Raw genomic sequence first — 13,519 nt, forward strand, 5'->3', positions numbered from 1 at the left:
CCCCCCCCCCCCCCCCCCCCCCCCCCCCCCCCCCCCCCCCCCCCCCCCCCGCTCGAGTGTCTAAAAACGAATATCGAGCGTAATATTATTTTTATTTTGATGGTAAAGAGAACGACCGCTAGGCGTATACAAGAAAGAACTGACTTAAGAAGGAGTTAAGCGAGGGTGAACCAAAACAGTGCCACACATGGTGCAACACGCTTTCTAAAAACAAAAAAGCATGCACTTGGCATACCTTTTTGACTGGTTCAAATGAAGTTGAAAACCGTGTTTAGCTTGCAGTGGCTAAACGGTGGTTAGCATCTTGCAAGTGAGCCGCTGACATTGTACGAGCTTTTTCACTGTCGCCAGCCATAATCGCTTCATAGATTCTACGGTGTTCATTGATACATGTGCTGCCCTCTTCAGAAGAGTGCACGATGAAGTTAACGAACATGGTCGTCAGAATATTGCCGAATGGCAGGTAGAAATCGTTACCTGTTGCATTGAAGATCAAGCTGTGGAAACGAATGTCGATGTTTGTCCAACTTTCTTGGTCAAATACTTCAGCAGCATCCACTTCTACCATCTTCTGGAAGATCTCTGAAAGCTCAATACGTTGCTCAGCAGTCGCAAATTTTGCAGCTAATGCACACGCTTCAGGTTCAATCGCACGGCGAAGGCCTAAAAACTGAGAACAGAATTGGTCTATGTCGGTTAGACCATCCATCCATTCAATCAGTTGAGGATCAAGAAAGTTCCAGTATGCGCGATCCACTACACGAGTACCGATTTTCGGGCGGGACTCTAACAGGCCTTTAGAAGTCAGTAGTTTAACTGCTTCACGAAGTGCCGTACGGCTGATACCAAACTGTTCACACAGCGCCATTTCACCAGGAATAATAGAACCTTGTGGCAGTTCACCAGACAAGATTCCACGAGCGATTTCACGCGCTACTTGCACGTGCAGGCTGCGCTTCGAGCCCGAGATTGAATTAAAAGTGCTAACCATAAGTTCACTTATTTTATATGTTATGTTTATGTATTATTTAAGGATCACTATAACAGGATTTCAACCTAGCGCCAATTGAGTAAATTAGCAACGAGTCGTGCCCTATTAATTTACTCAATGAATCAAACACTTATAAAGCATCTAACTCCATACCGCTAGAAACATTATGTTACACCATTCATAAATCCGTCATCAAAAGGCATCGGTTCTGTCATCCTCGATTCCTATACTTCCTTCCAACAAATCACTCAATTGGACTGACATAATGAAACCGACAAAAACAAATCTCACGCTTAAGAGCGCTATTACTGCTGCGCTGATTTTTTCTGGTTCTGCATTAGCAATGGATACACGATACGAAGATCGCTCTGGCAACTTGGTTGCTGATGTTCCTCAAGATGAATCACAATGGGTTGACCCAAACACGCTAATTTTTGCTTATACGCCAGTTGAAGATCCTGCAGTATACGCTGATGTGTGGAGCGAGTTTTTGAGCCACCTTGAAAAAACAACGGAAAAGACGGTTCGTTTCTTCCCTGTTCAAAATAACGCAGCTCAAATTGAAGCAATGCGTTCAGGTCGCCTACATATCGCAGGTTTCAACACAGGTTCTACACCACTGGCGGTTAACTGTGCAGGCTTTGCCCCATTCACAATGATGGCTGCAGAAGATGGCTCTTTCGGTTACGAAATGGAAATCATCACTTACCCTGGTTCTGGCATTGAGAAAGTGGAAGACCTAAAAGATAAGAACCTAGCGTTCACATCACAAACGTCTAACTCTGGCTTCAAAGCACCTTCTGCGATTTTGGACGCTGAATACCAACTTCAACCTGACCGAGATTTCAAACCAGCATTCTCTGGCGCACACGACAACTCTATTTTGGGTGTGGCGCACAAAGATTACGATGCTGCAGCAGTTGCTAACTCAGTATTGAACCGCATGCTTTCACGCGATGTTGTGAAAGAAGACCAAATCAAGAGCATCTACAAATCTCAAACCTTCCCGACTACCGCTTACGGCACAGCGCACAACCTGACGCCAGAGCTGCAAGAGAAGATTCAAAAAGCGTTCTTCACTTTCGATTGGGAAGGCACAAAGCTTCAAGAAGAATTTGAACGTAACGGCGAAGCGCAGTTCGTTCCTATTACTTACAAAGAGCACTGGGAAGTGATCCGCACTATCGATACGGCAAACAAAGTCTCTTACACGTGTAGCTAAGTTCAACCGAACTAAAAAGCCAATCACACACCGATAAAACTAACTGCAGGTGTAATCGCCTGCAGTTATTCACCACTCTTTCCGGTTTACTTTCCATGCCTGTCTCAGGCGAACTCTTAGTACACCGCTCTTATAGGAATTCTATGTCTACTCTTACCCTTAAAGGGCTTACCAAGCACTACTCCAGTTCTGATAAAGCCCTTACCAACGTTAGCTTGTCGGTCAATGCCGGTGAAGTGGTTGGTTTAATTGGTCCATCTGGTGCGGGTAAATCAACGCTTATCCGTTGTATTAATCGGCTCACCGAACCCACCAGCGGCGAAGTGATCTTTTCCAATACCAATCTAGAAACGCTGTCTAAGCGACAACTGAGACAATCACGCCGTGAAATCGGGATGATTTTCCAAGAGTACGCGCTGATTGAGCGTTTGACGGTGATGGAAAACGTACTTTCAGGACGTTTGGGTTACGTGAATTTCTGGCAAAGCTTTACTCGCCGTTTCCCTGAATCGGATATCCAAGCCGCTTATGCGCTACTCGACCGTGTTGGATTGTTAGAACACGCCAATAAAAGGGCCGATGCTCTGTCGGGTGGTCAGCGTCAACGTGTTGGTATTGCACGTGCACTTGCTCAGAAACCGAAATTACTGTTGATTGATGAACCAACGGCCGCACTTGATCCACGTACAGCGCGCCAAATCATGCGACTGATCAGTGAGATTTGTTCAGAGCAACAGCTCCCTGCCATCATCAATATTCACGATGTTCAATTAGCAAAGCAGTTTGTTGACCGTGTTGTCGGCTTAAATGCAGGTTGTGTCGTATTTGATGACAAACCAAACCTGCTCACTGAATATGTTTTAACGCAAATCTACGGTGAAGAAGACTGGAGTCAACAAGCAGAAGAAGAGGCCGATGACCTCATCATCACAAGTCCTCGCCTGTCTGAGGCAACAATATGACTCAACCATATCCAAATCAAGTTCAGCAGCATTTAAAGTCAGGAAAACAGAATTCCAAACAATACCCGACACAGTGGACAAAGCCGCCACTGATTTCTAGCCCATGGTTACGCTGGAGCTTAATCATCATTGTCGCGGTTTACTTGTACCTTGCGACTCAATCGGTACACGTCAACTGGACTCGAATTTACGAAGGCAGCGAACGCGGCTGGCAGTTCATTTTGGCTTTCATGAACCCAGATTTTGGTGGCCGATGGAACAACATCTCACAAGGTTTGATTGAGAGTTTAACCATGACCCTGACATCAACCGTGGCGGGTGTCCTTCTTTCAATCCCATTCGGATTAGGCGCAGCCAAAAACCTTGCCCCTACTCCCGTTTATCTATTCTGCCGTGCGTTTATTTCGATCGCTCGTAGCTTACAAGAGATCATCGTTGCGATTCTGTGTGTGGCTCTGTTTGGCTTTGGTACGTTTGCGGGTTTTGTCACGCTGACCTTCGCAACCATCGGCTTTCTCGCGAAATTGTTTGCCGATGAAATTGAAGCCATCGACCCAGCACCACTCACCGCAATGCGCGCAACTGGCGCAAGTTGGTTACAACAAGTGAACTATGCGATTCAAGCGCAGGTAATGCCACGCTTTATCGGGCTTTCGATGTACCGACTCGACATCAACTTCCGAGAGTCAGCGGTAATTGGCATTGTTGGCGCAGGGGGTATCGGTGCTACATTGAACACCGCAATGGACCGTTACGAATACAGCGCAGCGGCCGCTATTCTATTGATTATTATTGTGATTGTGATGTTGTGTGAATACCTATCGACCATTATCCGCAAGCATGTGCAGTAAGGAACGACCAATGAGCACGCTAAATGACACCTCTACAAGCGCCATGAATCGTACCCAATGGCAGCGTTACGACAGTAAACAGAGCCTTATGCTTTGGCTTGGCTGGCTTTGCTTTGTTGCGCTAACGGTTTTTGCATGGCAAGTCATGAACAAGGACACGATTTGGTACTTTGTGACTGACTCACCGAATCAACTTGCTGATATTTCGTCACGTATGTGGCCACCAAGATGGAGCTACTTAGAGTCACTTTGGAGCCCTTTGTGGGACACCATTAACATCGCAACAATTGGCACACTGTTAGGAATCGTACTGGCATTTCCAGTTGCATTCTTAGCCGCACGCAACACAACGCCAAGCACAACGTTTATCAGGCCTATCGCACTGTTCATCATTGCGGCAAGTCGTTCAATCAACTCATTAATTTGGGCACTCCTGTTAGTGGCTATCATCGGCCCAGGGTTACTGGCCGGTATTATCGCGATTGCGCTACGCTCGATTGGCTTCGTGGCTAAGTTGATGTACGAAGCGATTGAAGAAGTAAACGTCACGCAGATGTCAGCGATTGAATCGACGGGGGCATCTCCACTGCAAGTCTTGAACTACGGCATTCTTCCGCAAGTAATGCCAAGTTTCATCGGCACGAGCTTGTTCCGTTGGGACATCAATATTCGAGAGTCTACCGTCTTAGGTTTGGTGGGCGCTGGCGGTATCGGCTTAAAACTGCAAGAATCGATGGCAATGCTGGCATGGCCTCAAGTGACTGTGATTTTCTGTGCGATTCTAGTGACGGTCATCTTCTCCGAATGGGTGGCAGCCAAAGCAAGAAAAGCCCTTATCTAAATACTAAAACAACGTCAAATAGACGGTTATTTAGGGCGTGTTGACCTTTCGAGCTGATTTTTGCAGCGAGTTGCTGGGTATTTATACAAGACAGAGGCTTCGATGTGTAGCTAGCCTACATGAGAAGCCGATAACGTAGTAGAAATGACCAGCAAACGCTGCCCGAAGGGTTCGGCTAAAAGCGTTTTACTCTTTGTTGAGGGAGATTTGCTTAGAATGACTAGGCTACTTCTCCCTCGCCGCGATTAAAACGCTTTTATCTCGAACAAAATTTAACCGCGAAAGGTCAACACGCCCTAATGGTTGTATTCAACGAAATGGTACTCAGTTTTGACGATAAAAGGTGCCTTTAAGCCAAACGTTAGAAAGTTGTTTGTCCTTAAGCTCGACAAATCTTAGAAAATCGCTTTCAATTAAAGAAGATACGCAACGGATGCGAAACAGGTTACTTATAGTATCCACAGTTCTAGAAATCCATTAATTCAGAGAAGCTAACTGAGTCAACTATGTCGAATTATCAAGATGTGAGAGCAAACTTTCATTGCCATATGGAAAACCCATTGCTTTGGCCGATAATGGAAGTGCTTAAGCAAAAGCCAAGCGGATGGAAAGTACACACATTGGCAGCTCATCTGAACGATCTTGGGTTTGTGCCAGTGTTGGATGCTGTGCCTGAGAAAGAGTTGTTTAAAAAGAACTTCCTTATCATGAATGCGCTTTATCAGCTTCAAGAAACCTTACACCCAGATGGTTGGCTCCAAGTCCAAGCGATGGACATCGAATTGATGAATGGTCGTTATCACGGAAGCAGTCACAGCATCGATCATCAAGACCCACTTCGAGAATACTACATTAATTGGGTTAACTATGAAGCGGATGAAGGTGAAGTCAAAAGGCTGTTGAACGAATTTTGGACTCGGTATAGAAAGTATGTGGGTGGTGATGAACTCGATATGGATCGAAGTCGAGCATTGAACCTGTTTGAGTTACCTTTAGACGCGACACACCATGAAATTAGAAAACGTTGGCGACAACTGGCATTGAGATGGCATCCGGACAGAGACGAAGGCAACACCGCAAAATTTCAGACGCTCTGTGAAGCATGGCATGTATTAAGAAGCTCATAATCGACAGGCATTTTTAGCTGTCTAATTGCTTAGAACCCTAAAACAGAAAGCCCCACATTGTGAGTGACACAAGTGGGGCTTTGTCGTTATTACGTTATGTTTTGGGTAACTACGTTATGTGCTGTAGCGACTTAAGTTATTGGTGTTAGGAGTGATCTTTGCTCTCACCACTTTTATGTTCAAAGGCATAGTCGAGTACTTTACGGATATAAGGCGCACCAACTTTTGAGCCACCGTTACCGTGTTCAATGACCACAGTTGCGACATATTCAGGGTGTTCATACGGTGCGAAAGCCGTGTAAAGCGCGTGGTCAAGTAAATGCCTAGCGAGTTTCTTCGAGTTGTAGACCTGATCTTTCGCAAGATCAAAGACTTGTGCAGTTCCTGATTTTCCGCCGCTCGTATAGTCAGTTCCCTTAAATGCACGTCTGCCGCTGCCTCTACTTCCGTGGTTCACGAGTCGCATCGCGTTGATTGGTACATCCCAAATTCTATCCGGCACTTCGGTGATTGAGGGCATTGGCTCCGGTTCGACAAGTTGTTGTGTACTGAAATCTTCACCATGATCTAAGGTGGCTCTTAAGATATGAGGTGGCATCACCTTACCATGATTAACCAATACTGACGTTGCTTTAGCAAGTTGCATAGGTGTCGATGTCCAATAACCTTGGCCAATACCAATCGGAACTGTGTCACCCTGATACCAAGGGGTGCGATAACGCATCATCTTCCATTCTCGAGTCGGCATGTTGGCGGTACTTTCTTCATAGATATCAATGCCTGTCGGTTCACCAAATCCAAATCGGTTCATCCAACTTGAAATTCGGTCAATACCCAAATCGAAAGCGGTTTGATAGAAGAATGAATCTACCGACTCTTCAATGGCTTGAGTGACATCGACAGGTCCGTGACCCCAACGTTTCCAGTCACGCCACGATTTAGAGTTTCGTTTAGAGCCAGGAATTCTCCAAACGCCATGGTCGTTACGGATGGTATCTTCAGAGATGACATGTTCTTGCAGTCCTGCCACAGCCATAAATGGTTTAACGGTTGAGGCAGGAGGATAAACGCCTAGAGTGGTGCGGTTAACCAACGGGTGAGCCGGATCATTCAATAAACGTTGGTAGTTCTTACTCGAAATGCCGTCGACAAATAGGTTAGGGTCGTAACTCGGGCTTGATGCCATCGCCAACACGCTGTTGTCTTTCGGATCGAGAATAACCGCGCTTCCAGTTCGGTGATCAAGTTGCTCAAAGACGTATTTTTGCAGCTCAAGGTCAATATTTAACACGATATCTTTACCAGCTACTGGCGGCACGTACTCAATGGTTCGGACTATTCGCCCACGGCTGTTTACTTCGACTTCTTGATAACCTTTGGTGCCGTGCAGAATATCTTCGTAATAACGTTCAACACCCAGTTTTCCTATGATTGTTGTAGCTTGATAATTCGCTTCTATCCCTTGTTCTTCAAGCTTTCTGAGATCGCTATCATTGATGTGCGCCACGTAACCAAGAACATGGGTAAGCACCTCACCATTCGGGTAAAAACGCTTTAAGCTGGTATCGATAGATAAGCCGGGGAACTGGTACTGGTGCACGGAGAACTTGGCGATCTCTTCCTCCGTTAAGTTCTCTAGAATAGTCACAGATTTAAAACGGCGGGTGTTGTGATAGCGTTTTTTGAAACGAGCGATCTGCTCTGCATCACGGGGGACATATTTGTCTAGCTTGGTGAGCATTGCATCGACATCATCGTTTTGCTCAGGAATCATGGTTAGATCAAAGACAAGCTTGTTCTCTGCAAGCAACACGCCGTTACGGTCGTAAATAAGTCCACGAGTAGGGGCGATAGGTAATACTTTGATTCTGTTGCCATCGGCACGAGTTTGATAGCTTTTAAAATTTTCAACTTGAAGTCGGTATAGATTGCCGACTAAGACAAGAGTGAACATCAAGATCCCACAAAACGCGACGATTACGCGGTTTTTGAATAGGTTCACTTCGATTTTATGGTCACGCATCTTAACGCGTTTATGATTCATTGAAGCCTCAAGGGTCTGTTACATTTGGTTACACTTGTCGAATCGGGACTTTATCTGAATATCACTAGGGTTTTGTAAAAGCTGTGTCATGTTTTGAGGGATCGACAGCATTAGATGGCGGTAAACAGTGCCTTTAATTTTCTCATTACAAAAGATGATAAGTAATTGATGTAAAGATTGGTTTTATGAATTTATAAAGTTCAAGAGTTTTGACGACACTAGAGGTTAGGTCAAAAGAGGTTAGATAAATTTACGGCCCTCAGAATGAGAGCCGTAGAAGGTTAATTTGCTTATTTAGTGGCTTAGAAGCTTTAGTAAATTAGAAGATTAAAACTTCAAAAACCTAGAAGCACAATAAATCCGATATTCAACGAAATCAGTTCGAAGGCTTGAACTGAGATTTACGCATACGGTTCAGAGCAGCCATCACATCTAACGTTCTTGGTTTCGCTAGGTCACCGTAGTTAGGCATGTTAGCGTGCCATTCGTTTTCTAAAATAGCGTTAAACTCTTTAGCAGGGTTGTTTGACCAACCTGGAGTTTGTGCGAATTGGAACCAAGCCCAACCGATCGCATTCACTTCAGACGGTGATTCTAATTGCTCAAGCGCAGAAAGGTCTGCAAACTCTTTACCAAAACGCAGTGACTCTTTGCCTTTAGCATTAACACGGAATTTACCGTCAGTCAGAATGTTCATCAGTGAAGCACGGTTCAATGAACGCGGTACAAACGTTTCTAAAGCAGTTTCACATTCGTTAGTACGCTGAGTAGGGTGCTGAGCAATCACGTCTTTTGCTTTTTCAGTCACATCTACCGCTTGGTAGTCGTGCATTTGAATCACAGTGTTCGCGACATCTAGGTAATCACCAGAGCCACCCATTACAACAATGGTAGAGATATCCATCTCTTCACGAAGCTGACCAATGCGGTCGACAAGTGGTGTGATTGGCTCATCGCCTTTTGACACTAGCGCTTGCATACGCTCGTCACGAATCATGAAGTTAGTCGCTGACGTATCTTCATCGATAAGTAGAGTTTGAACGCCGGCTTCAATCGATTCTTGTAACCAAGCCGCTTGAGACGTAGAACCTGACGCATCTTGTGTGCTGAAGTCAGATGTGTCTTTCTGCATTGGTAAATGGTTGATGTAGTTTGACAGGTTCAAGCTGTGCACACATCGACCATCTTCAGCGCGGATCTTCATCGTATCAATCGCAGTTACAATGCCTTCGCGACCGTCACCAGGAATATGGTTGTAGATAGAACGTTCAACGGCGTTCAACAGTGTCGATTTACCATGGAAACCACCACCAACGATCAGCGTAATGCCTTTTGGAATGCCTAGGCCGGTCACGTCACCTTGGTTTGGAGTATTTAACGTAACACTCAATGATTCTGGAGCCGCGAAAGGTACCGCGTCTTTCATTGGAAGGTCGCAGTTACCCGCGATACGAGGTAACACACTGCCGTTTGCAACGAAAGCGGCTAGGTTGTTTTCATCCAATTGAGCACGCAGTGCTTCTTGGTCTTCAATCGTTTCACAATGTTTGATCATTGCATCGATGTTTAACTCACGCTCAAGCGTCGCGCGACGAATAAACTTCGGTAAGTAGAAAGTGATGATGTTGTTCGCTTTCTTAGCAAGAATGCTACGACCATCAGCTGGTAAATTAATACGGAAACGAATTTCGATGCCGTGGTCTGTGAATACAACAGCTGTGTTGTCTAATACGGTTTGACCCGTCAGCGCGATAGAAACGGTCGACTCTTGTTTCGCGAACTCAGAGAAGCTACGTGCGATAAAGTCACGAGCGGCTACTTGGTATTCGTAAGATTTTTCTTTCAGCCAATCTAACCCGGTCAAAGACCACGCGCGCGTTGCACGAAAACGAGAAGCTGACGCGTATGGGTCACCTTGGATGTGGTCGATGTGTAATTCAAAATCAGCAAAGTCGTATTGACCTTTAATTTGTTGATATGCACGGTAGTTTTGTTTTTCGAGCTTTTTAAGCTTTGCAGTCAACTGATCCATAACGAGGAATGCCTATATAAGGGGAAAGATAAAAACAGAAAGGCGGCGATTATAAAAATCACCACCTTTAGAGTAAAGAGAAAGTAGGCCTAAATCCAAAACTAACTGCTCTTTTTCGCTTTAAGCGTAACGAGTTGTCCCCAAATAGTTTTGATTGATTAAGCTGTGTTCGAATTCTTGGCTCGGCATTGGTCTTCCGTAAAGGTAACCTTGGCCCACATCGCAGCCTTCGTTAATAATAAATTGCTCCTGAACCTCCGTTTCTATGCCTTCAATCGTCACTTTTAAGTCGAGCTTTTTGGCAATTTGGACAATAGAACGAACAATTTCCGAGTCTTCGTGTGAGTTGAGCATTTGGTCGATAAAGCTCTTATCAATCTTAATGGTGTCGAATGGGAACTTCTTCAGATAACTGAAGGAGGCGTAGCCCGTACCGAAGTCATCTAGTGACAATGTAACGCCAATATCGTGCAAAGATCCCAAGGTATTCTTGGCAACCACTTCATCTGCTATCAGTCCACTCTCCGTAACTTCAAGTTCTAAGAAACGAGGCTCTAAATGATAGGTTTCGAGTAGGTGAACCACTTGTTCCGCAAAGTGTACGTTCTTGAGTTGAATTGCAGACACATTCACAGCCATCTTGAAATCTTCAACGTATTCGGACCACTCTTTGGCTTTTTCAATCGCATTGCGTAAAACAAAGCTGCCCACTTCGAAAATCAAACCGTTTTGTTCAGCCATGTGGATCAGGGTTTCGTTAGAGATATCACCCAAAACAGGATGTCGCCAACGAAGCAAAGCTTCAGCACCGACCCAGCGATGCGTCAACGGGCTAACTTTGGGTTGAAAGTAGAGCATAAGGTCATCATTACGAACGGCTTGAAGCAAATAGCCTTCGATCTTATTAATGTGAGTTTGTTCTTCGGTATGGGATTGAGAGTAGTAAGCGAACTTTTGTCCTGAATCTTTGCAGGCTAACATCGCTTCAGAAGATTTCTGCAGAATGCTTTCCGCGTCATCTTCGTCGTTCGTAATTGCAATCCCAATAAACGCGTGCAAATGCACTTTGTCACTTTCGATGTCGAATTCTGAATGACCAACTTTAACGAGCGTCTGGCAAAGTTCTTCAAGGCGATGGTGTAAATCTTTAACGCTAAACGCCAATACGAGGTCAACCGAAGTAGGGCGTGCAGTTAATACATCGATATCAGAAATACAGTCGATGCGTTTTCGGTATTCAACAAGCACTTGGTCTAACGCGTTATAGCCGTAGCGTGCTTGTATGCGTCTACCGTTGGTAAAACCAATATGAACGACTGCAAATGAGCTGTCTGTCAGCCTTCTCTGTGACAGTAGCTTGTGGTTTAAGCGAGATTCAAATGCGTTTCGGTTTAAAAAGCCGGTGCCGAGGTCGTGATTCTTTTGGAAGTTAATCTTCTGTTCAGCCGCTTTTCGTTTATCAATTTCTTGATTCAACGAGTAATTAAGGCTCGCGAGATCTTTAGTGCGATTGTAAACGCGGTTTTTTAGGTCGCGATTCATTTGGGTAAGCTTGGCGTGTTGGAATAGGGTTTTAAGCTGAGATTCAATCGAAGTCCGAAAGCTCTCTAACAGTTTGATATAAGTAGGGGTGTAGTGATTCTCTTTCGAGTCCAAGATACAAATGGTGCCAAACAGTTCACCGTTAGGCCAAAGTAATGGAATACCACAATAGGAGACTAAGCCGAGTTTGATGTCTGGGTTGTTGTCCCACTTAGGATCGGCAAGCGCGTTAGGCACAAGAAGCTGTCGTTGAGTTTCCATCACTGTTTCGCAGTACAGCCCATTCCCCAGCGTTTCAGAATCACCTTTTTTGTATGGGTTGTTCTCGCTACGACTGGTTGAAAAAACTTCAATGTAATTGGCGTGAACACGCATGATTAGTGCTGCGGGCACTTGAGTAATTTGAGCTAAGAGGTCGACAATATTCTGCCAACCGTGCTCCATATCGTCTGGGATATCTAAATCGAGAGTTTTTATTTTCTTCATATGACTCCGAGTCAATTATGCTAAATGCATCAACACATCCTGTGTTAATTATGATGAACCAAAGAAAACTGTGAATCTTACGTTAACTAAGTATAAGAAATGTTGCACGAAAAAACCTCCGCAATTATGCAGAGGTTTTCAAATGTGAATCCGGGTCTCAGTAATGAGATAATTTTAGATTAAGGCTTTAACTTTATAAAATCTTCTGTATTAAGTTTCTGGCTATAATCTACCGATGGTTGAGCAAACCCATTTAATTGTAGAAATTCTTCTTTAAACCCTTGGTAATCCCCTAAGGTTTGGAAGTTATTTTCGTCCATCTTTTCTAGCAGTTCAGTTACGTGCGCTTGGGTTTCTGGGTCTAATTCCCAATCATCCATACGGATCAATCGCTCACCATCAAGTGGTACTTTGGATTGACCATAAAGTTTACTGCCAAACAGACGCTGCATTTGTTGGATACAACCTTCGTGGGTCTCTTTCTCTTTCATCACCTTATACAAAGCAAGTAAGTAAGGGCTTAATCCAGGGATGAAAACGCTCGCTTTAGTGACTAGGGCTTTACATACCGCCGCGTAAGCGTTGCCATCAAAGTTAGCTAACTCTAGATTAAGAGCGTGGCTGGTTTGGTGAAGGTCGATCTTAGCGCGTCCCAATGTACCGTCTAAATAGATAGGATGTGTGACTTCTGGACCCACATAAGAAAACGCGATTGTCTTACAACCCGGAGCAATAGATTCTGCGTTGATGAGCTCATCTATCCATTGTTCCCAATCTTCGCCTCCCATCACTTTGAGTGTGCTTTCGGCTTCTTCTTCCGTCGCGGCTTCAAGCGTGTTGGTGACCCAGTTGTCGTGTTCCAGAGAAATGGTTGCGCCAGTTACGCTTTCACCAATAGGTTTGATGGCAGAGCGCCAAAACTCATCGGAATCTGGTTTAGGACGAACGCCTGCAGCTAAGCTATAGATAATCAGATCCACTTCACCTTCGAAGTAGGTTTCAATGGCTTCGACAACTTGTGAGCGTGTTTCTTGCGAAAATGCGTCGCCAACGATGTTGATAGCAGTGCGTTGCTCTCGTTCGGCTTCTTTTTTGAAGTAGATGTTGTTGTACCAACCAGCACTACCTAGGGATTTTTCGTTTGGACCGCGCTCGAATGAGACGCCGATAGTGTCAGCTTTTGCGCCGCCAAAGGTAAGGGCAATACGAGCGGCAAGGCCAAAGCCTGAGGAAGCGCCGATAATCAGTACTCGTTTAGGGCCATCTTTGATTTGCGGCGCACTCTTAACAAACTTGATTTGTTGCTTTACGGCTTCTTGACAGCCAAGAGGGTGAGCGCTTTTGGCTACCACACCCTTGATAACAGGTTCGATCAGCATAAATAACCTTACAGTTAACGGTGATATGCACTCAGGCTAACG

The 13,519-nt window shown here is 44.9% G+C and carries 10 protein-coding genes; 5 read left to right on the forward strand and 5 right to left on the reverse strand.

The window, feature by feature from the left end; genetic code table 11:
• Positions 1-271: 271 nt before the first annotated feature.
• Positions 272-991, reverse strand: a complete 720-nt coding sequence (locus tag AB6F11_RS04410) for a FadR/GntR family transcriptional regulator (RefSeq protein WP_017069949.1) — start codon at positions 989-991, stop codon at positions 272-274.
• Between the two features lie 265 nt (positions 992-1,256).
• Here AB6F11_RS04410 and phnD point away from each other — a divergent pair, with 265 nt between their 5' ends.
• The 5 genes from phnD to AB6F11_RS04435 all read left to right on the forward strand — a co-directional run bounded on the left by phnD (position 1,257) and on the right by AB6F11_RS04435 (position 5,994).
• On the forward strand, positions 1,257-2,213 hold the full coding sequence (gene phnD, locus AB6F11_RS04415; RefSeq protein WP_048607068.1) for a phosphate/phosphite/phosphonate ABC transporter substrate-binding protein: 957 nt from the start codon (positions 1,257-1,259) through the stop codon (positions 2,211-2,213).
• A gap of 143 nt (positions 2,214-2,356) precedes the next feature.
• Positions 2,357-3,175, forward strand: a complete 819-nt coding sequence (gene phnC / locus AB6F11_RS04420) for a phosphonate ABC transporter ATP-binding protein (protein ID WP_102320520.1) — start codon at positions 2,357-2,359, stop codon at positions 3,173-3,175.
• Positions 3,172-4,026 (forward strand): phosphonate ABC transporter, permease protein PhnE, encoded by an 855-nt coding sequence (phnE, locus tag AB6F11_RS04425; protein WP_240698126.1) that lies wholly within the window; start codon positions 3,172-3,174, stop codon positions 4,024-4,026. The genes phnC and phnE (AB6F11_RS04425) overlap by 4 nt, the downstream gene beginning before the upstream one ends.
• A gap of 10 nt (positions 4,027-4,036) precedes the next feature.
• On the forward strand, positions 4,037-4,867 hold the full coding sequence (phnE, locus tag AB6F11_RS04430; RefSeq protein ID WP_170962351.1) for a phosphonate ABC transporter, permease protein PhnE: 831 nt from the start codon (positions 4,037-4,039) through the stop codon (positions 4,865-4,867).
• A 506-nt stretch (positions 4,868-5,373) separates the two neighbouring features.
• On the forward strand, positions 5,374-5,994 hold the full coding sequence (locus AB6F11_RS04435) for a DNA-J related domain-containing protein (RefSeq protein WP_029235437.1): 621 nt from the start codon (positions 5,374-5,376) through the stop codon (positions 5,992-5,994).
• A 145-nt stretch (positions 5,995-6,139) separates the two neighbouring features.
• On the opposite strand, the gene mrdA is transcribed toward AB6F11_RS04435, so the two are convergent.
• The 4 genes from mrdA to fabV form a co-directional block, all read right to left on the reverse strand.
• Positions 6,140-8,038 (reverse strand): penicillin-binding protein 2, encoded by a 1,899-nt coding sequence (gene mrdA / locus AB6F11_RS04440; RefSeq protein ID WP_104216051.1) that lies wholly within the window; start codon positions 8,036-8,038, stop codon positions 6,140-6,142.
• Positions 8,039-8,414: 376 nt separating this feature from the next.
• Positions 8,415-10,070, reverse strand: a complete 1,656-nt coding sequence (locus AB6F11_RS04445) for an ABC-ATPase domain-containing protein (RefSeq protein ID WP_017060076.1) — start codon at positions 10,068-10,070, stop codon at positions 8,415-8,417.
• Between the two features lie 120 nt (positions 10,071-10,190).
• The gene (locus AB6F11_RS04450; RefSeq protein WP_104216050.1) at positions 10,191-12,098 is read right to left on the reverse strand and encodes an EAL domain-containing protein; all 1,908 of its coding nucleotides are present in this window, start codon (positions 12,096-12,098) and stop codon (positions 10,191-10,193) included.
• A gap of 179 nt (positions 12,099-12,277) precedes the next feature.
• Complete coding sequence (gene fabV / locus AB6F11_RS04455; protein WP_017067782.1) at positions 12,278-13,477, reverse strand: enoyl-ACP reductase FabV; 1,200 nt, start codon at positions 13,475-13,477, stop codon at positions 12,278-12,280.
• Positions 13,478-13,519 lie beyond the last annotated feature (42 nt).

Source organism: Vibrio sp. 10N.247.311.14 (genome assembly GCF_041467715.1).
GTDB classification, from domain to species: Bacteria; Pseudomonadota; Gammaproteobacteria; order Enterobacterales; family Vibrionaceae; genus Vibrio; species Vibrio crassostreae_C.